Origin of the sequence: Leisingera sp. JC1 (assembly GCF_001679925.1) — a bacterium.
Classification (GTDB): Bacteria; Pseudomonadota; Alphaproteobacteria; order Rhodobacterales; family Rhodobacteraceae; genus Leisingera.
Map to the genome: position 1 here is coordinate 51976 of NZ_LYUZ01000079.1, position 25155 is coordinate 77130.

Below are 25155 nucleotides of genomic sequence, written 5' to 3' on the forward strand. Positions count from 1 at the left end.
AATTGCAAAAATTGTTCATGCGGGAAAGGGCACCAGGCATTTCTTATCTTCATCCCAAAGCTTTAGCGTGAGCGCGCGTACGGCTTCCGGGAACTTGATCCGCCGCAGCCCCAGTTCAGGCGGCAGACTGTAATGGCATTGCCGCAGCCGATAGGACGGGATCCGCGCGTTGTAGTGGTGAATGTCATGCAGGGTGATATTGGCCACCGCCATGTCGAAGAACCAGCCGAAATCCAGGCAGGACGATCCTTGCAGAGCTGCCACCTGCGGGTTCAGGTCCGGGCGGCGGTCCCAGTAGGTGTCCTCGAAATTGTGCTGCAGATAGACCAGAAACACGCCGATCATGCCGCCGAGGAAGGAGAACACCAGCCAGATCCAGATGCCGGTCATTCCTGCAACCCAATAAAGCAGCCCCAGCATGGCAACAATCACCAGATTGTGCAAGATCACCCCGGTGGCGCCAAAGCGTGCTGTGTTCTTGGGCCAGCGGTAGCGGATGAAATAGGTGAAGGCCGACCCCAGCGGCACCAGCACAAACGGGTTGCGGTAGAGCCGGTAACCCAACCGTTCCCAGAACCCGGCCGCCTTCCATTCCCGCACCGTCATGGTGTGAATTTCGCCGGTCTCGCGGTGTTCCAGATTGCCGATGTTTGAGTGGTGCAGGTTGTGGTTCTGCTTCATCACCTCAAACGGGGCAAAGGTGAAAGGCGACAGAACGTGGCCCGCAATCTCGTTCTGGAGGCGGGKTTGAAACAGCGAGTGGTGGCCGGTGTCATGCTGCAGCACGTAAAGGCGCACCGCGGCAAAGGCAAAGACCACACCCGCCGGCAGCATCACATACCAGAGGTCGGCGTGGGCAACGGCCAGAAAGAGCGACAGGAAATAAACTGCAAATGTCCCGAAATAGCTGAGCGATGCCAGCCGGTTGTCTTTCTCGGTGTACTTGCGCGTGTGTGCCCTCAGATCCATGAAACTGTCCATAAATGCGTGATGTGACAGACATGCGAATACGGCACAGCCCGCCCAAGATAAAACTCAGATAATCCCGGCCTTGCCAAAAGCAAGACAGCTGAGGCAAAGCGCCTCAACCCTAGGGGTAACATTGCGCTACTTTGGATGGAATAGGCCCGTATGGTGCGCTGCAGGATGGCGGAACCCCGCCAAAGACACAACGGATCAGCCAAGCGCAACGCAAAAGCGCCGCCCCCCGGGGCGGCGCCGGGCCCAACGGGCCAAGGTATTCTGTGGATGCCGCGAGGCCGGGCGGGAGAGCCCCGCCTTCAAGGCCCTTAGCTTCCGCGTTTCTTCAAGTGCTTTTCCAGCGCGCCCGCGTTTTTGGCCCGCTTGCCCTTGTAGGGGTTCTTGTCGCCCTGCCCGCGCATAAACAGGCGGATCGGGGTGCCGGGCATGTCAAAATCCTCGCGCAACCCGTTGACCAGATAGCGGGTATAGCTTTCCGGCAGCTTGTCCGGGTGCGAGCACATCACCACGAACCCCGGCGGGCGGCTTTTGGCCTGGGTCATGTACCGCAGCTTGATCCGCTTGCCCTGCGGTGCTGGCGGCGGGKGCTGCTCAAGCATTCCAACCAGCCAGCGGTTCAGCGCCGCGGTGGGAACCCGCCGGTTCCAGGTGCCATAGGCCCGCATGATCGCCTCATGCAGCCGGTCCAGGCCCTTTCCGGTCTTGGCCGATACTGTCACCAGCGGCGCGCCGCGCAGCTGCGGCAGCAGGCGGCCGAAAGCTTCCTTGAGGTCGCGCAGCTTTTCCTGCTTTTGCTCCTCGGCATCCCATTTGTTGACCGCGACCACAACCGCGCGCCCCTCGCGCTCGGCCAGGTCGGCAATCCGCAGGTCCTGCTGTTCAAACGGGATGCTGGCATCCAGCAGGACAACCACCACCTCAGCGAATTTCACCGCGCGCAGGCCGTCGGAGACAGAGAGCTTCTCCAGCTTCTCCTGCACCTTGGCCTTCTTGCGCATGCCGGCGGTGTCAAACACCCGCATCGGCGTGTCTTTCCAGTTGATCTTGAGCGAGATCGCATCGCGGGTAATCCCGGCTTCCGGCCCGGTCAGCAGCCGCTCCTCGCCCAGGATCTTGTTGATCAGGGTGGACTTACCGGCGTTCGGGCGGCCCACAACGGCCACCTGCAAGGGCTTGGCGTCGGTTGGAACGGGAATGATCTCTTCCTCATCCTCGCCAATCTCTTCATAGACCTCGACATCTGTGACCGGCGCGTGCTCTTCGGCTGCGGCCTCAAACTTCTCCGCCAGCGGCTGCAGGATGCCGTAGAGATCGGGCATCCCCTCGCCGTGCTCGCCGGACAGCCGGAGCGGCTCGCCCAGGCCCAAGCCGTAGGCTTCCAGCACGCCTGCCTCGGCGGCATTGCCCTCGGCCTTGTTGGCGGCCAGGATCACATGCGCGGACTTGCGGCGCAGGATGTCGGCAAAGATTTCGTCTGTCGGAGTGACGCCGGTACGGGCATCGATCATGAACAGGCAGATGTCGGCCATGTCCACAGCCCTCTCGGTCAGGCGGCGCATGCGGCCCTCCAGCGAGTTGTCGGTGGCGTCCTCCAGACCCGCGGTATCAATCACCGTAAAGCGCAGATCGCCCAGCCGCGCCGCGCCTTCGCGCAGGTCGCGCGTCACGCCCGGCTGGTCGTCGACCAGGGCCAGCTTCTTGCCCACAAGGCGGTTGAACAGGGTGGACTTGCCCACATTGGGACGGCCCACGATGGCGAGGGTAAAGGACATCAGACCAGCTTTCTGCGATTCAGACGCGGCTCATAGCGCATCCGCGCGGCTTGTGCCACCCGGAAACACTGTCAGCGGTATGCCAGCAAATCGCCCTTGGTGGAAACCACATAAAGCGTGCGCCCAGCAATAACCGGTGCTGTGGTCGCGCCGCCGGGCACTTCCACCGTTCGGCCGAGGCTGCCGTCCTGCGGGTTGAAGAAGCGCAGCAACCCGTCATTGGAAGCAACAACCACCTGACCGCCTGCGACAACGGGGCCATGGTGCACATGGATCTGGCCGCGCTTCCGGGGCTTGTCCTTCAGGTAGCCCGGCAGGTCCACGGCCCAGATCACTTCGCCGCTGCCGGCATCCAGCCGCAGCAGCTGGTTGAGGTCGCTGACCTGGAACAGGCTGCCGCCTGCAGGCCATGCTGTCCCGGCAGCACCTTCGCGCGCGGTCCACAGACGGTCGCCGGTTTCGAGGTCAATTGCCACTGTGCGGCCTGAGTTATTGCCCGCATATAGCCGGTTGCCCGACACCACCGGCGCACCTGTCACATCGCTGATCCGCGACAGGGTCTGGCCGGTTCGCTGACCCGCAACAGATGCGCTCCAGCGGCGCAGGCCGCCGCGGCGGAAGGTTGCGATCAAATCACCGGAACCAAAGGCAAAGACCGCGAGATCGTTTGTTACCACCGGAGCCGGAGCCCCCAAAACATTGGCCGGCGAGGGCGATGCATCGATCTGCCAGGCGATGCGGCCATCCTTGGTGTTCACGGCCCAGCCGGTATCGTCGCCTGCCACCAGGTAGACCAGCCCGCCGCTGACCCGCGGCTGGCCGGAGCCGGTTGCGTCCAGTTCCTGCCGCCAGATTAAGGTGCCATCCGCCGCATTCAGCGCGGTCAGCACGCCAAAGCCGGAAGAGATGTAAAGCACGCCGTCGGAATAGGCCAATCCGCCGCCGGTGGCCTGGCCTTCATCATCCTCTGCCGGAATGAGCTCACTCTGCCACAGGATCTGACCCTGCGGAGAAACCGCGGAAACCCGTGCGGCGCTGTCCAGCGTGTAGACACGACCGCCGCCAACGACAGGGGTTGCGGTGATGCGCTGGCGGCGGCTGTCGCCTGAGCCGATAGACGCCGACCAGATGCGCTGGGGCGCAGCAGCCAGCGCCGGATGCGCTGTGCGCCCGGCCTCAGCGCCGTGGCCCTGTTCCCAGCTTGCGTTCGCGGATTGCTGCGGCAGGGAAATGGCGCGGGACTGGTTGACGATTTCCACCGCAGCATCGGGCCGGATGTCCTCGCGCTCACCGCGCAGGATGACCTCTTTCTCTGCGCAGGCCGCCAGAATGGCCGCAGCTGCGGTTGTGCAAAGAAGAACCCGTGCCCGGGAGAAAGTTTTGTTTATTGTCATTGCCCTGCCCTGTCTGCCCTACTTGTTCCGCAAGATCCCATCCGCGGATCGCCTTACCCCTCAGGCGCGGCGTTCCCGTTGACCGAGCCGCCAAGCGCCACAATCACCTGAGACGCGCGGTCTTTCAAGTCTGCAGTGACCGTTGCATCCGCAACGATATCGCGCAACCGGCTGATAGCAGCCTCAGTATTACCTTCTTCCACATCCAGCAGCGCCAATTGTTCAGAGGCGAGCAGCGCCAAAGGTGCGCCGGGCTGGGCCAGCGCTTCATACTGAACACGGCGGTCCGCAACGCTCAGGCTTCCGGCCTGCAGCGCCAGCGCCTTGAAGCTGGCGACATGGCGGTAGATCAGAGGCAGCCCGCCATCAACGGCAACCGCCTCCAGCTGTGCCACCGCCTCTTCGGTCTTGCCAGCCTCCGCCAGCGCCCCCGCCTCCAGCATGCTCAGCACGGCCGCGCCGCCAGCGCTCTCCGACGGGACAGAATTCAAAGCCTTGGCCTGCTCCGCACTTCCGTCGATCTTAAGTGCGGCGGTGATGCCGTCGCCAAGCTTTTCAGCCGCAGCCTGATCCTTGGCCTTGTTGTATTCCCGGAATGCGGCACCGCCGACAATCAGCACCACAGCCGCGCCGCCGATCCAGCCATAGCGTTTCATCATCAGGAAAAGCCGGTCACGGCGGACCTCTTCGGTCACTTCGTCGATAAAGCTGTCGGTATCGCTCATGAAAAGCCCCTGATATGCGCGGCCCGGGCTGCCGCCCGCACCGGTATTGAATGCGTCGCGCCCCTCTTACCCCGGCTCAGAGGCCAAGCCAAGTGGCCCGTTTGCACCAGAAACTTTGCCATTTGCACCAGAAAAGCAAGAAATGTGAACTAAACCACTTAGTTTAGAATGGACATCTCCTATATCAGCCCTATCACATACGCGCGACTCTGCTGTGAACAGGCCTGCCCGCCCGACGGACAAGAGCCATTCGCACGTGGAATATGACAGAGAACAGGAAAGGCCCGACATGCGCATTGTACCGATACTGACCGCAGTGGCGGTAACAGCCAGCCTTTACATGCTGGTTATTGAGCGCGACGATCTGATGGCCTTTGCCCGTGGAGAGGATGCGCCGGCGGTTGCCGAGTCCGATTCCGGGTCTGCCGAAGGCCAGCAGCTGGCTGAGGCGGCAGAATCGCGCGTTGGTGTAGTGGCGCTGCAAAGCAAGGCCCGCACAATCGGCAACGCGGTGATCCTGCGCGGCCAGACACAGGCCGTCCGCCAGGTGGAAGTTCGGGCCGAAACAACCTCGACGGTCATTTCCGAACCGCTGCGTAAGGGCGCTCACGTCAAGAAGGGCGACCTGCTGTGCGAACTCGACCCTGGCACCCGGCCCGCATCGCTGCTGCAGGCTCAGGCGCAGCTGAAGGAGGCAAAGATCAACCTGACCGCCGCCGCCAAACTGTCGGAGGGCGGTTACGCCTCTGAAACCCGGCTGGCCTCGGCAGAAGCCGCCGAGCGTTCCGCGCAGGCAGCCGTGGCAGCGGCAGAGCGGGAAATCGGGCACCTGACCCTTAAGGCGCCTTTTGACGGCCTTCTGGAAAGCGACACCGCGGAACTGGGCAGCCTGCTGCAGCCCGGCAGCCTGTGCGGCACCGTCATTCAGCTCGATACCATCAAGCTGGTCGGTTATGTTCCGGAAGCAGAGGTCAACAAGGTGGAACTGGGCGCCATTGCCGGCGCGGAACTGTCGACCGGCCAGCAGGTTCAGGGTGAGGTCACCTTCCTCAGCCGCTCTGCTGATCCGACTACCCGCACCTTTGAAGTTGAGATCACCGTCCCCAACCCGGACTTGAATATCCGTGACGGCCAGACCGCGGACATCGCGATTTCCTCGGCCGGCTCGCTGGCGCACAAGCTGCCCCAATCGGCGCTGACGTTGAACAACGAGGGCCAGTTGGGTGTGCGCGTTGTCGGATCCGACAGCACCGTGGTATTCTACCCCGTGCAGCTTCTGCGGGATGATGTGGACGGCGTCTGGCTGGGCGGTCTTCCTGAGAACGCAGACGTGATAGTGGTGGGACAGGATTTCGTAACCGAAGGCGTCGCCGTGGCGGCCACCTACCGGGAGACTGAACAGTGATTGGCATCGTCGATTGGGCCGCCGGCCGTGCCCGGATGGTCCTAGCGTTCATCGCAATCTCGCTGCTTGTCGGCGGCTTCGCCTATTCGATGCTGCCCAAGGAGGGCGAGCCGGACATTGAAATCCCGGCCCTCTTCATCTCGGTCCCCTTCCCCGGCATCTCCGCCGAAGACGCCGAATCCCTGATGGTCAAGGTGATGGAGACCGAGCTGGCCGACCTCGACGGGCTCGACAAGATGACCTCCACCGCCGCCGAGGGCTATGCCGGGGTGGCGCTGGAGTTTGAATTCGGCTGGGATAAGACCGCCATCATGGCCGACGTGCGCGACGCCATGGACAAGGCGGAGGCGGAGTTCCCGGAAGGTGCCGAGAAATACTCGATCACAGAGATCAACTTCTCCGAATTCCCGATCGTCATCGTGAACCTGACCGGCGCGGTGCCGGAACGCACGATGGCGCGCATTGCCAAGGACTTGCAGGACGACCTTGAGGCACTGGATGCTGTGCTGGAGGCCGGCATCGCAGGCAACCGCGACGAGATGGTCGAGGTGCTGATCGACCCCTTGCGGCTGGAAGCCTACAACGTTACCGCGCTGGAGCTGATCAATGTTGTGCAGAACAACAACCAGCTGATTGCGGCTGGTGAGGTTGAAACCAGCCAGGGCGCGTTTTCGGTCAAGATCCCCTCTTCCTTTGACGATGTGAAGGACTTCTACCAGCTGCCGGTCAAGACCAACGGCGACCGGGTGGTCAAGCTGGGCGAGCTGGCGCAGATCAACTTCACCTTCGAGGACCGCGAAGGCACCGCCCGGTTCAACGGCGAGGACACGGTTGCCCTGCAGGTGGTGAAGCGCAAGGGCTACAACCTGATCGACACCGTGAACCTGGTGAAGGACACCATCGAGGTCTCCAAGTCCAAATGGCCGCCGGAACTGCAGGCCGCAGTCGAAGTCGGCACCTCCAACGACCAGAGCCGCGTGGTCGGTTCAATGGTCAGCCAGCTGGAAGGTTCGGTTCTGACCGCCATCGCACTGGTGATGATCGTTGTGCTCTCTGCGCTTGGCAGCCGGGCTGCGCTGCTGGTGGGTTTTGCGATCCCGACGTCGTTCCTGCTGTGTTTCGCTTTGCTCGCCCTGATGGGAATCTCGATCTCCAACATCGTGATGTTCGGCCTGATCCTCGCCGTGGGGATGCTGGTCGATGGTGCCATTGTGGTGGTGGAATACGCCGACAAGCGGATCAAGGAAGGCACCGGCCCGATGCACGCCTATGTCGAGGCGGCGCAGCGGATGTTCTGGCCGATCGTGTCCTCCACCGCGACCACGCTCTGCGCCTTCCTGCCGATGCTGTTCTGGCCCGGTGTGCCGGGTGAGTTCATGGGCATGCTGCCCGTGACGCTGATCTTCGTTCTGTCCGCCTCGCTGGTGGTGGCGCTGATCTACCTGCCCGTCATGGGCGGTGTCACCGGCCGCATCAGCCGCACCTTTGAGGGCGCGTCGCGCGCGCTGAGAATGATTGCGCCGTGGTGGCTCCGCGCCGTGCTTGTGCCGGTCGCCATGTGGGGCATGTTCGCGGGCGCTATGCAAATGCTGAACCCGACCTACCTGCTGGGCGAAGGCGCCGCTCCTATGGCGGGTGTCCTGTTCGGCGGGCTGGTGTTCACCCTGGCGTCCTTTGCCGCCTCGATCACCCTCAGCTCTGTCAAGGTGGAGCGCGAGGAACAGGAGGTCGCCCCAGGCTACCACCACACCCCGTTCGGCCATGTGATCAAGTTCATTGCGGGCAATCCTGTGATGCCCGTGGTGACCATCGCCGCCGTGGGTTTCGCCATCATGACCGTCTTCTCGATGTTCAGCGAGAACAACTACGGCGTTGAATTCTTCGTCGACTCGGAGCCGGAACAGGCCACCGCCTATGTCCGCGCCCGCGGCAACATCTCCCTGCATGAAAAGGACGAGATGGTGCGTGCGGCCGAGGAGGTCATCCTGCAGCACCACGCGGTGATCAACGTCTTCTCCTTTGCCGGCGACGGCGGCCTCAACACCGACAGCTCCGGCGCGCAGCTGCCGCCGGACACCATCGGCCAGGTCCAGTTCGAGATCATCCCGTGGGAAGAGCGCCCCACCGAGACCGAACCGCTGGACGGCTGGTTCGGCGGGCTGCTGAGCAAATACCTGGGCTTTGAGAAAAAGGTGATCGCCGAGGAATATGACGGCAACACCGTGATCGACGAGCTGAACGCGATGCTCGGCAAGCTGCCTGGTTTCGAGATCGAGGTCCGCGCCCTGGCACAAGGTCCCGCCTCCGGTAAGCCGGTGCACCTGCGCCTGCGCGGCGACGGCTGGGACGACCTGACCGCAGCAACCCTGACTGCACGGGAGAAGTTCGAAAACACCCCCGGGCTGATCCTGATCGAGGATAGCCTGCCCCTGCCCGGCATCGACTGGCAAATCAACGTGGACGTCGAGAAGGCCGGCCGCTATGGCGCCGACGTGGCGACCGTGGGCGCGATGGTGCAGCTGGTCACCCGCGGCATCCTCTTGGACACCATGCGGGTCGACAGCTCCGACGAGGAGATCGAGATCCGCGTCCGCCTGCCGGAGCAGGACCGGGTGCTGTCAACGCTCGACAACCTCAAGGTCCGCACCTCGGACGGGCTGGTGCCGCTGTCCAACTTCGTGACGCGCCAGCCGGTGCCGAAACTGGCCCAAATCAACCGCATCGGCCAGGAGCGCTTCTATGACGTCAAGGCGGATGTGGAGCCGGGCCTGAACAAGGTTGTGGCCGAAGATGCCGAAAGCGGTGAAATGACCCGACTGGCGGTTTTAAAGGAGGTTCCGGAAGGCACCACCGCTACCGGCCAATCGCTGACCGCGCCAAATGGCAAGACAATGCAACTGGTGCAACTGACTGGCGCCGGCAGCTTTGACGCCGTGCTGGCAGCGCTGGACGACGGCGCCAAGATTAGCCCGATGAACGCAAATGAGCGGATCGCCGTCCTGACCGAATGGCTGGAGACCGATCCTCTGCCGCGCAGCATCGGCTGGGAATGGACCGGCGACCAGGAGGAGCAGGAGGAATCCGGCGCCTTCCTGTCCAAGGCCTTTGCCGGCGCGCTGGCGCTGATGTTTGTGATCCTGCTGGCCCAGTTCAACAGCTTCTACAACTCGGTGCTGGTTCTGCTGGCCGTTGTGCTGTCCACCACCGGCGTGCTGATCGGCATGATGGTGATGCAGCAGCCGTTCTCGATCATCATGACCGGCACCGGCATCGTGGCGCTGGCGGGTATCGTGGTGAACAACAACATCGTTCTGATTGACACCTATCAGGAGTTCAGCCAGCAGATGCCGCGGATCGAAGCGATTATCCGCACTGCCGAGGCGCGCATCCGTCCGGTTCTGCTGACCACCATCACCACGATGGCCGGCCTCACCCCGATGATGTTCGGCGTCAGCCTGGACTTTATCAACGGCGGCTACTCCATCGACAGCCCCACCGCGCTGTGGTGGAAGCAGCTGGCGACCGCCGTGGTCTTTGGCCTGGGCATCGCCACCGTGCTGACCCTGGTGGTCACGCCCTCTCTGCTGTCGATCCGGGTGTGGTTCTCCACATACATGCGGGCCCTCGGCCGGATGCTGTCGCGGATCACCCGTGGCCGCTCCAGCCGCATCGCGCAGGATTCCAAGCTGTTCAAGAAGGCGCGTCAGCTGCCGACCACCGAAATCCAATGGGTGGAAGACGCCATGCCTGAGACCGGCGAAAAGGAGGCGGAATCCGAGGAGGACGAACCGCAGCCGCCAGCCCCCAGCGGCCGCTTGCGCGCAGCGGAATAACCAGACAAAAAAAGCCCCGCTCCGGCGGGGCTTTTCCTTTCTGCATGCAGCCATTTCCGGCGCACAGCAAAGATCAATCGGTGAAGGTGTATTCACCCAGATCGCACAGATCGAGACCAAAGTCCTCTGCTTCGGAGCCATCAGCGAAACTGCCGCGGATGTCGTAGACGCAGGTGGTTGCGCCGTCAGCAATCAGAACATCAATCTCATAGCCCGGCGCAAGGTAGCCGCCTTCCATCAGGTTGCCTTCCCAGCTGTTCGAAGACGCGGGCGAAACGTTGAACTCTACCAGATCGGCACTGCTGTCATTCACCAGCAGGAACTCAAGATCTTCGGCATGGGCGGGCGCTTGAAAGGCGAGCAGGGCAGCCGCAGAGGCGGCAGTCAGAAGGGTCTTCATACACATGTCCTTTTTATGGGCCGGCAGTCTCAATCGCCGCCTAAGCCCGCAGTGCGCGCACACTAAACACGCAAGAAGCGCGGTCAATGGGAAAGCAAAAGATGGTTTCCCCGCTCCAGCGCCAAGCAGACCCGTCAGGCTGCATCCTGGTCCGCTTGCTGACGCTGCCACAACCGGGCATAGCGGCCATCCTTAACCAGCAGTTCCTCATGTGTGCCGGTCTCAGCGATTTCGCCCTGTTCCAGCACCACGATCCGGTCGGCCTCGGCAATTGTGGACAGGCGGTGGGCGATGGTGATCACCGTGCGCCCCTGCCCGGCCCGCGCCAGTGCTTCTTTAATTTCCTGCTCGGTGTCGGTGTCAAGCGCGGAGGTCGCCTCGTCCAGCAGCAGAACCGGCGGGTTCTTCAAAAGCGTCCGGGCAATTCCCACCCGCTGCTTCTCGCCACCCGACAGCTTCAGCCCTCGCTCACCCACCTGGGTCTCATAACCCTCTGGAAGCGCCTTGATGAAGTCATGGATCTGAGCGTCCCGTGCTGCCTGTTCCACATCCTCCTGGGTGGCACCGTTACGACCATAGGCGATGTTATAGCGGATGGTGTCGTTGAACAGCACGGTGTCCTGCGGCACCACACCGATGGCGTGATGCAGGCTTTGCTGGGTGACGTCGCGCACGTCCTGGCCGTCGATCTTCAGTGCTCCGCCAGTGACGTCATAGAAGCGGAACAACAGCCGCCCGATGGTCGACTTCCCCGACCCGGTGGAGCCGACGATGGCCACGGTCTGGCCCGGCTCTGCCTCCAGCGAGATGCCCTTCAGGATCTCCCGCCCGGCATCGTAGGAGAACCGCACGTTCTCCAGCGTGATCCGTCCGCCGATTACTTGCAGCTCCCCGGCACCGGGCCTGTCGCTCACATCCGCGGGCTGTTCCAGCAGGTCGAACATCTCTCCCATGTCTACCAGGCTCTGGCGGATTTCGCGGTAGACGGTGCCCAGGAAGTTCAGCGGCACGGTGATCTGGATCATGTAGGCATTGACCATGACAAAATCGCCGACGGTCAGATTACCCTGCTCCACCCCGATGGCGGCCATCACCATCACCCCGACCAGACCCGCGGTGATGATCACGCTCTGGCCGAAGTTCAGCGCTGCCAGCGAATAGGCCGTTTTGAGCGCCGCCTGCGCATAGCCCCGCATGGCGCCGTCATAGCGTTCCGCCTCGCGCTCTTCGGCAACGAAATACTTGACAGTTTCGAAGTTCAGCAGGCTGTCGATGGCCTTCTGGTTGGCATCGGTGTCCTGCTTGTTCATCTCCCGGCGCAGCTTCACCCGCCATTCGGTGACCGCAAAGGTGAACCAGACATAAAGCCCGATGGTGACCGCCACGACCACCAGGTACCAGGCGTCGAACAGCACCGTCAGGATCACCGCCACCAGAGTCAGCTCCAGGATCAGCGGCCCGATCGAGAACAGCATGAAGCGCAGCAGGAACTCGACGCCCTTCACCCCGCGCTCGATGATCCGGCTGAGACCACCGGTCTTGCGGGTGATGTGATAGCGCATCGACAGGCGGTGAATATGGGTAAAGGTCTCCAGCGCCAGCCGCCGCAGGGCGCGCTGCCCCACCGGCGCAAAGACCGCATCGCGCAGCTGCTGGAACCCGGTGGTAAGGATCCGCGCCATGCCGTAGGCCACTGTCAGGCCGACGGCGCCAAGCGCCAGCGGCGGCACGCCCTCGCCTGCCAGGCTGTCGACCGCGCCTTTGTAAAGCATCGGTGTGTAGACCGCGATCAGCTTGGCCAGCACCAGCACCGCCAGGGCCAGCACCACCCTGACTTTTACCGCCCGGTTTCCCTCGGGCCATAGATACGGCCCCACCTTTCGCAGGGTGCGCAGTCCAGAGCGGCGTTCGTCCTCGGCAATGTCTGCTTGGTTTGGCGCGGCGGCCTGATCTGTCTGGGTCATGGCTGTTCCTGGCTAGACACCTCCAGATATTCACCTGTTCACGGTTTTGCGAGGGGGGCACAGAAAAAACGCGCCGCAAGGGCGCGTTTTCCAGTGTCATTCGGGGATGGTGAAGACCTGCCCCGGATAGATCAGATCCGGGTTGCGGATTGCCCCCTTGTTGGCCTCGAACAGCCTCACATAGAGGAAACCGCTGCCGTACTTCTGTTGCGAGATAGCCCAAAGGGTATCGCCCTTCTGAACCGTCACCGCCCTGACCAGCGGTACGGGCTGGGCTGGATCCGCTTCACGCTGGGGCTGCGGCAGCGCCTCCGGCGCTTCGCGCTTGAAGGGAGTTTCCAGGCGGCTCACGACTTTGCCGGTTGCTGCTTCGATCTCATCCAGCCGCAGGGTGTAGACGCCGGGAGCCACATCGTCCAGCCGCCCGTTCCACTGACCGGATTCTGCAGCATCCAATTCGGCGACCGGCTGATTGTCCACATAGACACGCACGCGCGCTCTGGGACGCGCCCTGCCCGACAGCTCAACCCCGCCAGTGCCATTGTAGCTGATTGCGTCCAGCGCAACTTCCTTGCTGAGCTCGGGATCGGCGGGGACAGCAGGCTGCACCACCTCAACCCCGTCCTGATCCGCGCGCAGAACTGCAACGGCCTGGCCCTCAGGCTGAGCTGGTTCTGACTCAGCTACAATCTCCTGGCCTCCCTGCGCAGCATCGGCAGCTTCGGTTCCAGCCGTATCCTGCCCGTTCTCTGTGACCGATACAGCCTCCTCAGTGGGTTGCGCCTCTATGGCGGCGCCGGTGCTGCTGCCCGTTTGCCCCTCAGCGTCAGGTTCCCCTGCTGGCGCATCCTGCTCCAGTGCTGCAACTTGCGGTGCCCCCTGTTCGTCCTGCTCCTCTGACGGAACGGCGTCAACCGGGCTGACCGGCGCCAGAATGAAACTCGCGCCCGAGGCCGTTTGCTTCCCCTCATGTTCGGCGCGCAAAGACACCACCCGTGCAGCGCCGCTGGGCGCAATGGTCGCAAGCGAAACGAACTCGCCGCCGGCAGGCACCTCCAGCTGATCCAGCACTTCACCGTCCAGCAGCACCGAGACCTGCACACCTTCCTGTGCCCGCCCGGCGATCACCGCAGCACCTTCACTGTCCACCCGCACCAGATCCAGCTCCGGGGCCTGCAGGACGAACACATCGTCTTTGCTGATACCGGCTTCCGGTTCCTGCGCGCTGCCCGCGGATTTTTCCGAAGGCTCCGCCAAAACTGCAAGTTCGGTGCCCTGATCTGAGGCTTCCGCCCCGGTGTCAGCCGCGCCTACCTCTGCCGGCGCACTGTCTTCATCGGAAATTTCTGTTTCTGTCAGGCTAGTTACAGCTTCGCCTTGATCCTGATTCTGCAACTGCTGACTTTCGGCATTCCCGGCAGCGGCGTCCTGCGGCAACTGGCTGGCGTCTTCCGCTTCAACCGCTTCCACCTGATTGCTCGCGGCTTCCTGCACAGCCCGGTTCTGCAGCGGCTGGCCGGATTGCCCGCCCGCTCCGGAAAACTCCTCATCACTGTTGGCCGCCTGGCTGGCTTCCGGCTCGCGCGCCGCCCCGCCATCAGGCGCGACTGTGCCAAACATGCCCAACTGGTACAGCACGACGCCGCCGACAACCACGACCGCCCCGGCAATACCGCCAAGTGTGAGGGCCCCCAGCCCCCCGCTTCCAGATGCATCCGCCATGTCTTTCCCTTCGGCAATTGCGGAATGTGACCTTCCGCTTAGTTGAGGGAATCTAGCAACCCCGCTATCACGGGTCAAAACACCAATTGGTTTTCACCTTGATATTCCACGGAAAGGCTGGCCGATGAGCATCAAATCCGTCTGCGTCTACTGCGGATCCCGCGCCGGGCAGTTGCCTGCCTACGCCGAAGCGGCCCGTGCATTCGGCACCGCGCTGGCGGATAATGGCATGCGGCTGGTCTATGGTGCAGGCGACGTCGGCCTGATGGGTGAGGTTGCCCGTGCCGCGCAGCAAGCCGGCGGAGAGACCTTCGGCGTGATCCCCGGCCATCTGGAACGGCGCGAAGTCGGGAAGTCCGACCTCACCACCTATGTGGTGACCGAGACCATGCACGAGCGCAAGAAGGTGATGCTGTGGAACGCCGATGCGGTTGTTGTGCTGCCCGGCGGTGCCGGATCATTGGACGAGCTGTTCGAAGCCCTCACATGGCGCCAGCTTGGGCTGCACTCAAAACCGATTGTGGTCCTGAATACCGAAGGCTACTGGGACAAGCTGCGCGATCTGCTGGACCAAGTGGTCAATCAGGGTTTTGCCGGTCAGGAGACCGCGGATTACCTGATCTGGGCCGACACCCCGGTGGCTGCCATCGCCGCCCTGCGCGACGCCCGTTCCTGACGCAGCGCCGAGAAAGAAAATACCGCCACCGCGCTCCAGATCAGCGCAAAGGCGGTGCCATGCCAGGGGGTGAAAGGCTCGGCAAAGACCAGCACCGCCACCAGGAACTGCAGCGTCGGGTTCAGGTATTGCAGCACTCCGACGGTTCCCAGCCTCACCCGGCGGGCGGCATAGGCGAACAGGATCAGCGGCAGCCCGGTCAAGATGCCGGAGAACATCAGCATCAGCGCATCCTGGATCCCTCCCAGAAAACCTGCGCCGCCGGTCATCCAGATGATCGTGAGCGCAACCGGCAGCAGCAGCGCAACCTCGGCGGTCACAGACACCACCGGCCCCAGCGGTAATTGTTTTTTAACAACTCCGTAAAGGGCGAAGCTGAAGCTCAGCGCCAGCGGAATCCAGGGCGCCGCCCCCAGCCCGAACGACAGCACGGCCACCGCAAGGCCCGCCAGGAACACCGCCACACCCTGCGCTGGTGCCAGCCGCTCGCCGAAGGCAAGCCGTCCAAGCAGCACGCTCAGCAGCGGAAAGACGTAATAGCCAAGGCTTGCCTCAGTTGCATAACCCAGCTGCACAGCCGAAATGAAGATAAACCAGTTGAGCGAAATCATCGCTGAGGCAAAGGCCAGCAGCAACGCGCTGCGGCGGGTGGAAAGCGCCGCCCCCAGCTCGGCAATACGGCCCTTGAACAGCAGCACGATGGTAAAGAACACAAATGACCACAGCGCCCGGTGCGACAGAACCTGCTCCGGCGGCACATGCGACAGCGCCTTGTAATAAATACCGGAAAGCCCCCAGACGATGCAGGACGCACAGAGTGCAAGAACGCCTTTTTGTGCCTCGCCCATGAACTACTCCTGCCCGGCTTTCGTTTCACAGACACCGGGCAGAAGCGGAGGTCAACCCTGCTCAGCCGTGACGCAGCGCGTCTTTGACCAATTCTTCGATCTTGGTGATCTCATGGCCTGTCAGGTTCTTGCTGATCTCCCCGATCACGCGGTCGGACACCTCCTTGTGGAGGGACTTGCGCAGCTCGCCCAGGACTTCCGGCGCGGCGACCAGAACCAGCTTTTCGTAATCACCGCGGCGGGCCATCTCATAGAGTTTGTCCGCCAGGTCCTTGGCAAACCGCTCCTTGGCCAATTGGTGCCAATCAGTGTCATCCACGGCGGACCGGTGCACACTGGGGCCGTCGTTGAACCGGCCCGGCCTGTTCGCCGATTGCTCCCGGTCCGGCGGGTTGTCCTGCTCATCCTTGCGGCGCACCTGCAGGAAGGGGTCATCCCCATCGACGGTGTTCTCCAGGAACAGCGCCTTCTCGCTATCAGCCACCAGGACAAAAGCACCGTGGGAAAGCCGGGTCATCATTTCTCCTCCTGCTCATTGGATTTACGCACCCGTGTCGCCCCTGCCGGACGTTCCTTGGCGCGTTTCTCCTCGTCTTCGCTGCCAATCTCCCGGGCCAGCCGCCCGCCGGTGCGCCCGCCGTGGGCGACACTGCCCTTCTCGCCCAGTATGTCCTTGGTTTCGCGGTGTCCGTCCTTGGACCTCTTGCGTTCAGCCATGGTGGTCCTCCTTTCGTACACAGAACCAACGCCCGAAGCCCGCCCGGCGTTCCGCGCGAAACGCAGCAGACCGGCGTTCATGCCGCACGAAAAAGCCCGCCGGAAATCTCCGGCGGGCCTGATCGTAATACCAGCAGTCGGCTGGACGACTTACATCCGCGAGGCGACGTTTTCCCAGTTCACCAGGTTGTCGAGGAAATTCGACAGGTAGGCCGGGCGCTTGTTGCGGAAATCGATGTAGTAGGAGTGCTCCCACACATCGCAGCCCAGCAGCGCGGTCTGGTTGAAGCACAGCGGGTTGACGCCGTTTTCGGTCTTGGTCACTGCCAGCGAACCGTCAGCGTTTTTGACAAGCCAGGCCCAGCCGGAGCCGAACTGGCCTGCGCCAGCGGCGGAGAACTGTGACTTGAACTCATCGACCGAGCCAAAGGATTCAACCAGAGCTTTTTCCAGTTCACCCGGCATCTTGCTTTCGCCCGGGCCCATCATTTCCCAGAACTGGTTGTGGTTCCACAGCTGGGAGATGTTGTTGAAGATGCCGTTCTGGGCAACCGCGTTCGCGTCATAGGTGCCTTTGATGATCTCTTCCATCGACTTGCCATCCCACTCGGTGCCGGCAATCAGCTTGTTGCCGTTGTCGACATAGGCCTTGTGGTGCAGGTCGTGGTGGTATTCCAGGGTTTCCGCCGACATGCCTTTGGCAGCCAGGGCGTCGTGTGCGTAAGGAAGATCGGGAAGTTCAAAAGCCATTTGGGCCCCCTGTGAAATATGTTTGCGTTCCTGCGCAGATACATGCGGTGTGCGCGCTATCAGGTCAAGGGGCCGCTGCCGCATTTCCGTGCAAGGCTTATGTGCAAATTGTGAGGAACAAAGAACTGTTGCATCGCAGTTGCTCGAACCATTCACATGCCGCTCCCCCCTGCGCGGGCCTTCCCGAACTTCCGCGCCCTGCTCTGTTTGATAGGCTGCTCTACATTTCTATTCAGCGGGCTTGCAGGCGACTGCACCGTTAATCCTTTGGTGGTTGGACATTGGCACGGTAGCGAACATCTTGCCTGTCAACTCCGTGCTATCAAGATCCAGCCGGTAATTGACCGGAGTATTGAAGTTCAAATTTGTGGGCACGCTGGACCGCCACTTTACCCTCAGCCGCTCCGAAGACTTCCTCTTGACTCTTGCATTGGCTCTTGCGGCTTCCGGCTTACCGCCCAATTCCAAAAGTTCGGGAATAAAGACTTCTGCCGATGAGCTATCTTCGAGGAAAGTCACTTCCAGGTATCGCGGCAGCCAGTTCCCATAGGCACTGGAGGCAATTTCACAAGCATAGTGCGTTTTAGGAGCGGTTGCCCCGGCGTGCACCGGCTGCGCGAGAAGCGCTGCACCGCACAGAATTCTTGCCAGCAAAAAAGTTTTCAAGGCTCACTCCAAAATTGAGATTGATCACTGAGACCCATGAAGTTTTCAATGCCGCGCCGCCCCGCAGCACTCCTTGCAATTACAATCCGCTCAGCCCTCGTTCTGCGCAAGCAGCGGCAGGTCTTGATCCACTTTGCAGTGGCCGCTTCCGCGCGGCAGCACACCGTCCTTGCCCTTCCTGACGGCCTGAATGCTCATCTTCAGGTTGGAGGTATTCAGAACAGCCCGGAACCGCGGTCCGGGCATCCCCGCATTTCCAGCAACGGCCAGGCGCGGCAACGCCCAGTTCAATGCATAAGAGGTCGCGCTGTGGCGCTCGACCCTGGCGGCCACCGGCACGGCAAATGCCAAATCCTCGATCTCGGCCAAACTGAAATCATCGGAGAAATGAAAGCTCACCTCGCGGGGAATCCACGCAGTTCCCGATATTGGTTTCAAACTGCACTGGACCCGTGGACCCGCCATGGCACCCGCCCCTGCAAGCGTAAAGACCAATATTAAGAAACTGCATTTCAGCAGATCCATTGGGCGCCCCCGGAAACATCGTCACGCAGCCGCTCCCCCCTCGGAAACGGCAATAATTCAACTGCTTGCAAAAGCTGCAAAGGAAACCGTCCTGGACCTGCCACCAAAAAAACGGTGCCCTGGGAGGTCTCCAGGACACCGTAAATGACGCGCAAAGGCGTCACAAGCAGAAAGCGAGTGATAATTTTAGTAAACACCCACTTTACTTTGCGGATGCGCCCCTGCGCTCAGCAGTTTGAACACATATTCACCAACCGAGCGGAAGCAGACGATGTAGAAGTTGCCGTCGTCGTTCAACCAGAAGGCGCCTGCCACCTGTGCCAGGCGCGAGCGGCGGAACTGGCCCGGCTTGAAGGCCGCAGCGTCAAAGTCCACCGGGCTCACCTTGCCCAGCACTTCGCGCGCGCCCTCGCCCGACAGACGGAAGAAGGCACGGGCGTCGGAGACGTTCACTGCCAGCGCGTGCTCGCCCTTCAGCGCCTCGGCCACTTCCGCGGTCTTGGCAACTGCGTCCTCGTAGGGGACCAGCAGCAGCAATTCGTCCGGGGACATCCAAGCCGCGGCGCCGTTTTCGGCAACCGAGATGGAGCCTTGTGCCGGAACCTCGGCGCCGGTGGCGGCTTTGACAGCCGCCTTCAGCGTTTTGGACCCCAGATCGCCGCGCAGGGTGATCATCCCCTGCAGACCGGCATCCTCGACGGTGGCCAGACCCGAGAAACGGGCGCCGTTCAGTACGGAAACAGCCTTAGACATTCTGCTTCTCTCCATCCTTATCGTAGAAGACCGGATCAACGATCTTGGCTTTGTAGGTCTTGCCGTCAGTGCCCGGGAACTCGATCACTTCGCCCATCCGCTTGGGACCGTGCTTAACCAGGCCCATTGCGATGCCGCGGCCCAAGGTTGCTGAGTGATAGGTCGAGGTCACCCGGCCGATCATGTTGCGCTGGCCGTTGGCGTTGACGCCTTCACCCACCGCATAGGCGCCATCGGGCAGGACGGAGCCATCAACGGTTTCCAGGCCAACCAGCTGCCAGCGCTCAGGATCGACCATGTGCGAACGCTGCTGCGCGCGTTTGCCCAAGTAGTCTTCCTTCTTCTTGGACAGCGCCCAATGCAGCCCCAGATCCTGCGGGATCACGGTGCCATCGGTCTCGTCGCCGATCATGATGAAGCCTTTTTCGGCACGCAGGATGTGCAGGGTCTCGGTGCCATAAGGCATGACGCCGAATTCCTTGCCCGCTTCCATCAGCGCATCCCAGAACGCCTGGCCTTCGGAGGCCGCAACCGCGATCTCGTAGGACAGCTCGCCCGAGAAGGAGATCCGGTAAGCACGGGCGTCGAATTCGCCGATCTTGCCATCACGCCATTCCATGAAGGGCAGCGCCTCTTTCGAGACATCCATGCCGCCGCCCGCTGCCGCGTTCAGCTTCTCCAGCACCTTGCGGGCGTTGGGGCCGACCACAGCGATCTGGGCGTACTGCTCGGTCACGTTGGCAACGTAAACCTTCATGTCCCACCATTCGGTCTGCAGCCATTCTTCCATCCAGCCGTGGATGCGCTCGGCACCGCCGGTGGTGGTGTGGCACAGGAAAGTGTCCTCGTCGATGCGGGCAACCACGCCGTCGTCCATCAGGAAGCCGTTTTCGGTGCACATCAGGCCATAGCGGCATTTGCCCGGCTTCAGAGTGGACATCATGTTGGTGTACAGCATGTCCAGGAACTTGCCTGCGTCGGGGCCCTTGACCACCAGCTTGCCCAGCGTCGAGGCGTCCAGCAGGCCCAGGTTCTCGCGGGTGTTCTTCACCTCGCGGTTCACCGCGGCATGACGGTCCTCACCCGGCTTGTTGATGGAGAACGGACGGCGCCACTGGCCAACCGGCTCCCAATCCGCGCCGTTCTTTTCGAACCAGTCGTAGATCGGCGTCTTGCGCACCGGCTGGAAGATCTCGGCCCGTGCCTCACCAGCGATCGCGCCCAGCGAGATCGGGTGATACGGCGGACGGAAGGTGGTGGTGCCCACCTGCGGGATTTCCGAGTTCAGGCTGTCGGCCAGAATGGCCAGGCCGTTGATGTTGGACAATTTGCCCTGGTCGGTGGCCATACCCAGCGTGGTGTAACGCTTGGTGTGCTCGACACTCTCGTAGCCTTCGCGGGCCGCCAGTTGCACGTCCGACACTTTCACGTCGTTCTGGTAGTCCAGCCAGGACTTCATGCGCAGCTTGATGTCAGCCTTGGCAGGCATCAGCCACACCGCTTCCATCTGCGCTTCCGCTTCGGATTCACCCTTGGCAGCCGCCACGGATTTCGCCGGGAAGCCAGCCGCTTCAGCCGCTTTAGAACCGGCTGCTGCTGCGTCTTCCAGCAGCGCGCCCAGGCCGAACTCGCCGTTTGCGGCGCCAGCAGGCACGACAAAGCCGTTGCCGTCGTGGCCCAGCGGTGGGCGGGAGGCATCGGGACGGAAGTTGGCGTTCACCTCGTCCCAGATCAGCTTGCCGCCGCAGTGGGACCACAGGTGAACCACCGGCGACCAGCCGCCGGACATCGCAACCGCGTCAGCCTGCACGGTCTCGCGGGCACCGCCTTCGCCGTTCTGGGCGCAGATGGCGACCTCGGTCACGCATTTGCCGTCCTTCACCTTGGCGATAGCACGGCCCAGCTCGACCCGGATGCCCTTTTCGCGCACCGCTTCCATCAGCGCGCCGCCGCCGGTTTCGCGGGTGTCGACCACGCGGACAACTTCGACGCCTGCGTCATGCAGCACCAGCGCGGTGCGGTAGGCGTCGTCGTTGTTGGTGGCAACCACGACCTTCTGGCCGGGGTTGATACCCCAGTTCACCACATAGTCTCGCATCGACGCCGCCAGCATCACGCCGGGCACATCATTGCCGGCAAAGGACAGCGGGCGTTCAATGGCACCGGTTGCAGTGACAATCTGAGAGGCGCGGATCCGCCACAGACGGTGGCGCGGGCCGCCCTGGCCCGGTGCGTGGTCGGTCAGGCGCTCATAGCCCAGGGCATAGCCGTGGTCATAAACGCCGGAACCCATGCAGCGGTCGCGCAGGGTGACGTTGTCCATGCCGCGCAGCTCTTCCAGGGTCTTTTCGATCCAGACCTCGGGCGCTTCGCCGTCGATGGTGCCGCCGTCGACCGGCGCGCGGCCGCCCCAGTGGCTGTTCTGCTCCAGCACCAGAACCTTGGCGCCGGAGGCCGCAGCCGCCTTGGCCGCCTGCAGGCCGGCAACACCGCCGCCGATGACCAGCACATCTGCGAAGAAGTAGAAGTGCTCGTAGGTGTCGGCGTCCTTCAGTTCCTTGTCAGGGGCAGCGCCCAGACCTGCGGATTTCCGGATGATCGGCTCATAGACGTGTTTCCACAGCGGACGCGGGTGGATGAACATCTTGTAGTAGAAGCCGGCGGTCAGGAAGCGCGACAGCTTGTTGTTCACCGCCAGAACGTCGAACTCCAGGCTTGGCCAGTGATTCTGCGACTGCGCCGTCAGGCCCGAGAACAGCTCGGTGGTGGTGGCGCGCTGGTTCGGCTCGTAGCGGTCGCCCGTACCCAGCTGCATCAGCGCATTGGGCTCTTCCGAGCCAGATGCGACAACGCCGCGCGGGCGGTGGTATTTGAATGAACGGCCCATCATCACCTGGCCGTTGGCCAGCAGTGCGGATGCCAGGGTATCGCCGGCAAAACCCTGCATGGATTTGCCGTTGAAGGTGAAGGCGATTTGTTTGGAGCGGTCGATCAGCCGGCCGTGTTTGGCAAGACGCGTGCTCATGGGCGCAGACCTTTCAAGAGAAAAGCGGGTGTTTCAATCAGGCGGCGGTTCATTTCTTGCCGTCCGCAAATTCGCGCCAGGTCCAGCCCGGGCGTTTGGCAGCGATCTTGTCCAGGATCTCCTGCGTCGGCACGCTGGTCTGTGCGGTGTAGGTGCCAAAGACCTCCAGCGTCATGGTGCAGCGGGCGGCGTGGAACCATTTTCCGCAGCCGTTGGCATGGCGCCAGCGTTCAAAGTGAACGCCTTTGGGGTTTTCGCGCATGAACAGGTAGTCATGGAACTCATCATCCGAGGAGCCGGGGCCATAGCGCTTCAGATGCGCTTCGCCGCCCGCGGCCAGTTCGGTTTCTTCGGCTTTGACGCCGCAGTATGGGCATTCAAGGATCAGCATTGTGCCACTCCCCTCTTGAAAATTGCAGACCGCACGCCCAGGTTGAGGGCATGGAGATAGCGATTACAGTTCTCGGTTTTCTTTTGCTTTTCGGCGCTCTGGCTTTTTACATCTTCCTCTCCGAAATCCGGAAGGAGGACACCCCACCGCCCCGCCGCAGCGGCCATGAATCGGCCTACGGCAAGAACAGCGAAACCACCCATCCCCACATGACGTTTGGAAGCGGCAGCAGCCTGGATTGAGCGCAGCGCGTTCATCAGTGGGCCACGCCCGCAGCGACGCTCTCGTCGATGAACTTGCCTTCTTTGAAGCGGTTGATCGAGAACTCCTCGGTCAGCGGCGAGTGGCCGGTGGCCATCAGCTCTGCCATCGCCCAGCCCGAGCCCGGGATGGATTTAAAGCCGCCGGTGCCCCAGCCGCAGTTGATGAAGCAGTTCTGAACCGGGGTCTTGGAGATGATCGGCGAGCGGTCGCCGGTAACATCCACGATGCCGCCCCACTGGCGCAGCATCTTAAGGCGGCTGACCATCGGGAAGGTTTCGACCAGGGCGCGCACGGTTTCCTCGATATGGTGGAACGAACCGCGCTGGGTGTAGTTGTTGAACCCGTCAGTACCGCCGCCGATGACCATCTCGCCCTTGTCGGACTGAGACATGTAGCCGTGCACGGTGTTGGCCATCACAACCACGTCCATGCAGGGTTTGATCGGCTCGGACACCATCGCCTGCAGGGCAACCGATTCCATCGGCAGGCGGAAGCCCGCCATTTCCGACAGCACCGAGGCGTTGCCCGCAACGATCATGCCGATCTTGTCGCAGTCGATCGGGCCTTTGGTGGTGTCGACACCCACGGTACGGCCGTTTTCAACGCGCACGCCGGTGACTTCGCACTTCTGGATGATGTCCATGCCCATGTCGGAGCACGCACGCGCATAACCCCAGGCCACAGCATCGTGGCGGGCGGTGCCGCCGCGTTCCTGCCACAGGCCGCCCAGCACCGGGTAGCGGGGTCCGTGCAGGTTGATGATCGGCACGATCTCCTTGACCCGCTCGGGCGTGATCCACTCGGTCTGCACACCCTGCTGCTGGTTGGCATGCGCGGTGCGCTTGTAGCCGCGGATCTCATGCTCGGTCTGGGCCAGCATGATCACGCCGCGCGGGCTGAACATCACGTTGTAGTTCAGGTCCTGCGACATGGTCTCATACAGGCTGCGCGCCTTTTCATAGATCGCAGCCGAGGGATCCTGCAGGTAGTTCGAGCGGATGATGGTGGTGTTCCGGCCCGTATTGCCGCCACCCAGCCAGCCTTTCTCGATGATTGCGACATTGGTAATGCCGAAGTTCTTACCCAGGTAGTAGGCAGTGGCGAGGCCATGCCCGCCCGCACCCACGATGACGACATCGTAGTGGCGTTTGGGTTCCGGCGAGCGCCAGGCGCGCTCCCATCCGGTGTGATAGCGCAGGGCTTCCCGCGCAACAGCAAAGACTGAATAGCGTTTCATGAGCGAATCCGATGGTTCGTGTCTGATAGCGGGTATGCCCGAAACGCATGGCTGACCAGTGCCGTTTATCGCCCTGTTTCTGCGTTATTGCGACATATCCAAATGACGCGTTGCAGCATCCCGCGGCAGATTGGCCCTTTTGTTCGCCCCGCCCCGCATATAGATGAAAACCAAACTTCGGAGACGGCATGATTTTCTGGACAGTCACCGCCCTAATCGCCTTTGCGGCCGCGCTGCTGCTGGCAATGATCATCATTCGCGCCCGTGAGCAAGGCGAACCTGCCGCGGCCTACGACCTGCGTGTCTACCGCCAGCAATTGCGCGAAGTCGACAAGGATCTGGCCCGCGGCGTTATCGCCGAAGCCGACGCAGAGCGCATCCGCACCGAAATCTCGCGCCGAATCCTGACCGCTGATGCGCAGCTGCAAAAGCGCAAGTCCGGCCCCGCCCAGCCCCGTGCCCTGTCGCTTGGCTTTGCCATCGCCACTGCGCTGCTGATTACCGGCGGCACCCTGGGCCTGTACTGGCAGCTGGGTGCGCCCGGCTACGCCGACCTCGGCCTGCAGGACCGTATCCGCCTGGCAGGCGAGCGCGCCGAAAACCGCCCCTCGCAGGCTCAGGCCGAGGCCGATGTTCCTGCAATCGAGCGCCCCAAGGTCGAAGAGGGCTACCTCAAGCTGGTCGAACAGCTGCGCAAAACCGCAGGCGAGCGCGAAGGTGACGCCCGCGGCCAGGCTCTGCTGGCCCAGCACGAGGCCAACCTCGGCAATTTCAAAGCCGCTTATGAGGCCAAGACCAACTACATCCGCCTGGCCGAAGGCAAGGTGAACGCCCGCGACTTCACCGAACTGGCAGAGCTCAAGATCATGGCGGCCGGCGGCTATGTCTCGCCCGAGGCGCAGACCGACCTGCAAAAAGCCCGCGCCATTGACCCCACGCACGGACCTGCCCGCTATTACTGGGGCCTGATGCTGGGCCAGATCGGCCGCCCGGACCTTGCCTACCGCGAATGGGCCGCAACCCTGCGCGACGGCCCTGCAGATGCCCTGTGGGTCAAGGGCATTCAGGGACAGATCGAAGAAATGGCCTTCCGCGCCGGTGTAGAAT

The 25155-nt window shown here is 62.4% G+C and carries 22 protein-coding genes; 5 read left to right on the forward strand and 17 right to left on the reverse strand.

All coding sequences use genetic code 11. The annotated features are described in order from the left end of the window. Positions 1-15 precede the first annotated feature (15 nt). From A9D60_RS07610 to A9D60_RS07625, 4 genes are all read right to left on the reverse strand, one after another. Positions 16-969, reverse strand: a complete 954-nt coding sequence (locus A9D60_RS07610; protein ID WP_065267040.1) for a fatty acid desaturase — start codon at positions 967-969, stop codon at positions 16-18. A 320-nt stretch (positions 970-1289) separates the two neighbouring features. Further along, positions 1290-2753 (reverse strand): ribosome biogenesis GTPase Der, encoded by a 1464-nt coding sequence (gene der / locus A9D60_RS07615; protein ID WP_065267020.1) that lies wholly within the window; start codon positions 2751-2753, stop codon positions 1290-1292. A 71-nt stretch (positions 2754-2824) separates the two neighbouring features. After that, positions 2825-4147 (reverse strand): PQQ-like beta-propeller repeat protein, encoded by a 1323-nt coding sequence (locus tag A9D60_RS07620; protein WP_065267021.1) that lies wholly within the window; start codon positions 4145-4147, stop codon positions 2825-2827. Between the two features lie 53 nt (positions 4148-4200). Continuing rightward, the gene (locus A9D60_RS07625; RefSeq protein ID WP_065267022.1) at positions 4201-4872 is read right to left on the reverse strand and encodes a hypothetical protein; all 672 of its coding nucleotides are present in this window, start codon (positions 4870-4872) and stop codon (positions 4201-4203) included. A gap of 289 nt (positions 4873-5161) precedes the next feature. Between A9D60_RS07625 and A9D60_RS07630 the strand changes: the two genes are divergently transcribed. After that, a complete protein-coding gene (locus tag A9D60_RS07630; protein WP_065267023.1) occupies positions 5162-6277 on the forward strand; it encodes an efflux RND transporter periplasmic adaptor subunit in 1116 nt (371 codons plus the stop codon). Beyond that, positions 6274-10110 carry an efflux RND transporter permease subunit gene (locus tag A9D60_RS07635; protein ID WP_065267024.1) on the forward strand — a complete coding sequence of 1279 codons (3837 nt, stop codon included), beginning with the start codon at positions 6274-6276 and terminating at the stop codon, positions 10108-10110. The genes A9D60_RS07630 and A9D60_RS07635 overlap by 4 nt, the downstream gene beginning before the upstream one ends. A 73-nt stretch (positions 10111-10183) precedes the next feature. Here A9D60_RS07635 and A9D60_RS07640 read toward each other — a convergent pair whose 3' ends face one another. The 3 genes from A9D60_RS07640 to A9D60_RS27220 all read right to left on the reverse strand — a co-directional run bounded on the left by A9D60_RS07640 (position 10184) and on the right by A9D60_RS27220 (position 14196). Next, the gene (locus tag A9D60_RS07640; protein WP_065267025.1) at positions 10184-10510 is read right to left on the reverse strand and encodes a hypothetical protein; all 327 of its coding nucleotides are present in this window, start codon (positions 10508-10510) and stop codon (positions 10184-10186) included. A 134-nt stretch (positions 10511-10644) separates the two neighbouring features. After that, entirely contained in the window at positions 10645-12474 is a 1830-nt protein-coding gene (locus A9D60_RS07645) for an ABCB family ABC transporter ATP-binding protein/permease (RefSeq protein ID WP_065267026.1), read from the reverse strand. Between the two features lie 96 nt (positions 12475-12570). Continuing rightward, positions 12571-14196 (reverse strand): LysM peptidoglycan-binding domain-containing protein, encoded by a 1626-nt coding sequence (locus tag A9D60_RS27220; RefSeq protein WP_065267027.1) that lies wholly within the window; start codon positions 14194-14196, stop codon positions 12571-12573. 124 nt (positions 14197-14320) lie between these two features. Between A9D60_RS27220 and A9D60_RS07655 the strand changes: the two genes are divergently transcribed. Continuing rightward, positions 14321-14872, forward strand: coding sequence for a TIGR00730 family Rossman fold protein (locus A9D60_RS07655; protein ID WP_065267028.1), 552 nt, complete (start codon positions 14321-14323; stop codon positions 14870-14872). Here A9D60_RS07655 and rarD read toward each other — a convergent pair. The 9 genes from rarD to A9D60_RS07700 form a co-directional block, all read right to left on the reverse strand. Next, complete coding sequence (gene rarD / locus A9D60_RS07660) at positions 14809-15720, reverse strand: EamA family transporter RarD (RefSeq protein ID WP_065267029.1); 912 nt, start codon at positions 15718-15720, stop codon at positions 14809-14811. The genes A9D60_RS07655 and rarD overlap by 64 nt on opposite strands. A gap of 61 nt (positions 15721-15781) precedes the next feature. After that, positions 15782-16237 (reverse strand): host attachment family protein, encoded by a 456-nt coding sequence (locus tag A9D60_RS07665; RefSeq protein ID WP_065267030.1) that lies wholly within the window; start codon positions 16235-16237, stop codon positions 15782-15784. Then, a complete protein-coding gene (locus A9D60_RS07670; RefSeq protein WP_065267031.1) occupies positions 16237-16437 on the reverse strand; it encodes a hypothetical protein in 201 nt (66 codons plus the stop codon). Before A9D60_RS07670 ends, A9D60_RS07665 begins: the two co-directional genes overlap by 1 nt. A gap of 150 nt (positions 16438-16587) precedes the next feature. Continuing rightward, positions 16588-17187 carry a superoxide dismutase gene (locus A9D60_RS07675; protein ID WP_065267032.1) on the reverse strand — a complete coding sequence of 200 codons (600 nt, stop codon included), beginning with the start codon at positions 17185-17187 and terminating at the stop codon, positions 16588-16590. A 228-nt stretch (positions 17188-17415) separates the two neighbouring features. Beyond that, positions 17416-17853 (reverse strand): hypothetical protein, encoded by a 438-nt coding sequence (locus tag A9D60_RS07680; protein WP_141117874.1) that lies wholly within the window; start codon positions 17851-17853, stop codon positions 17416-17418. A 90-nt stretch (positions 17854-17943) separates the two neighbouring features. Beyond that, positions 17944-18378: a hypothetical protein gene (locus tag A9D60_RS07685; protein WP_065267034.1), complete on the reverse strand. Its 435-nt coding sequence runs from the start codon at positions 18376-18378 to the stop codon at positions 17944-17946. 186 nt (positions 18379-18564) lie between these two features. After that, positions 18565-19131 (reverse strand): sarcosine oxidase subunit gamma, encoded by a 567-nt coding sequence (locus tag A9D60_RS07690; protein WP_065267035.1) that lies wholly within the window; start codon positions 19129-19131, stop codon positions 18565-18567. After that, a complete protein-coding gene (locus tag A9D60_RS07695; RefSeq protein ID WP_065267036.1) occupies positions 19124-22156 on the reverse strand; it encodes a sarcosine oxidase subunit alpha family protein in 3033 nt (1010 codons plus the stop codon). The genes A9D60_RS07690 and A9D60_RS07695 overlap by 8 nt, the downstream gene beginning before the upstream one ends. Positions 22157-22205: 49 nt before the next feature. After that, on the reverse strand, positions 22206-22547 hold the full coding sequence (locus A9D60_RS07700; RefSeq protein ID WP_019295426.1) for a sarcosine oxidase subunit delta: 342 nt from the start codon (positions 22545-22547) through the stop codon (positions 22206-22208). A 50-nt stretch (positions 22548-22597) separates the two neighbouring features. Here A9D60_RS07700 and A9D60_RS07705 point away from each other — a divergent pair, with 50 nt between their 5' ends. After that, on the forward strand, positions 22598-22789 hold the full coding sequence (locus A9D60_RS07705; RefSeq protein WP_065267037.1) for a hypothetical protein: 192 nt from the start codon (positions 22598-22600) through the stop codon (positions 22787-22789). Between the two features lie 14 nt (positions 22790-22803). Here the strand turns inward: A9D60_RS07705 and A9D60_RS07710 are convergent, their stop codons facing one another. Further along, on the reverse strand, positions 22804-24048 hold the full coding sequence (locus A9D60_RS07710) for a sarcosine oxidase subunit beta family protein (protein ID WP_065267038.1): 1245 nt from the start codon (positions 24046-24048) through the stop codon (positions 22804-22806). A gap of 188 nt (positions 24049-24236) precedes the next feature. Between A9D60_RS07710 and ccmI the strand changes: the two genes are divergently transcribed. Next, positions 24237-25155: c-type cytochrome biogenesis protein CcmI (ccmI, locus tag A9D60_RS07715; RefSeq protein WP_065267039.1), on the forward strand; the 919-nt coding region annotated here is incomplete at its 3' end.

Coding starts and splice junctions, on each gene's coding strand:
- A9D60_RS07620 (WP_065267021.1), bottom strand. CDS start 4,147: ATGACAATAAACAAAACTTTCTCCCGGGCACGGGTTCTTCTTTGCACA.
- A9D60_RS07625 (WP_065267022.1), bottom strand. CDS start 4,872: ATGAGCGATACCGACAGCTTTATCGACGAAGTGACCGAAGAGGTCCGC.
- A9D60_RS07630 (WP_065267023.1), top strand. CDS start 5,162: ATGCGCATTGTACCGATACTGACCGCAGTGGCGGTAACAGCCAGCCTT.
- A9D60_RS07640 (WP_065267025.1), bottom strand. CDS start 10,510: ATGAAGACCCTTCTGACTGCCGCCTCTGCGGCTGCCCTGCTCGCCTTT.
- A9D60_RS07645 (WP_065267026.1), bottom strand. CDS start 12,474: ATGACCCAGACAGATCAGGCCGCCGCGCCAAACCAAGCAGACATTGCC.
- A9D60_RS27220 (WP_065267027.1), bottom strand. CDS start 14,196: ATGGCGGATGCATCTGGAAGCGGGGGGCTGGGGGCCCTCACACTTGGC.
- A9D60_RS07655 (WP_065267028.1), top strand. CDS start 14,321: ATGAGCATCAAATCCGTCTGCGTCTACTGCGGATCCCGCGCCGGGCAG.
- rarD (WP_065267029.1), bottom strand. CDS start 15,720: ATGGGCGAGGCACAAAAAGGCGTTCTTGCACTCTGTGCGTCCTGCATC.
- A9D60_RS07665 (WP_065267030.1), bottom strand. CDS start 16,237: ATGACCCGGCTTTCCCACGGTGCTTTTGTCCTGGTGGCTGATAGCGAG.
- A9D60_RS07670 (WP_065267031.1), bottom strand. CDS start 16,437: ATGGCTGAACGCAAGAGGTCCAAGGACGGACACCGCGAAACCAAGGAC.
- A9D60_RS07675 (WP_065267032.1), bottom strand. CDS start 17,187: ATGGCTTTTGAACTTCCCGATCTTCCTTACGCACACGACGCCCTGGCT.
- A9D60_RS07685 (WP_065267034.1), bottom strand. CDS start 18,378: ATGGATCTGCTGAAATGCAGTTTCTTAATATTGGTCTTTACGCTTGCA.
- A9D60_RS07690 (WP_065267035.1), bottom strand. CDS start 19,131: ATGTCTAAGGCTGTTTCCGTACTGAACGGCGCCCGTTTCTCGGGTCTG.
- A9D60_RS07695 (WP_065267036.1), bottom strand. CDS start 22,156: ATGAGCACGCGTCTTGCCAAACACGGCCGGCTGATCGACCGCTCCAAA.
- A9D60_RS07700 (WP_019295426.1), bottom strand. CDS start 22,547: ATGCTGATCCTTGAATGCCCATACTGCGGCGTCAAAGCCGAAGAAACC.
- A9D60_RS07705 (WP_065267037.1), top strand. CDS start 22,598: ATGGAGATAGCGATTACAGTTCTCGGTTTTCTTTTGCTTTTCGGCGCT.
- A9D60_RS07710 (WP_065267038.1), bottom strand. CDS start 24,048: ATGAAACGCTATTCAGTCTTTGCTGTTGCGCGGGAAGCCCTGCGCTAT.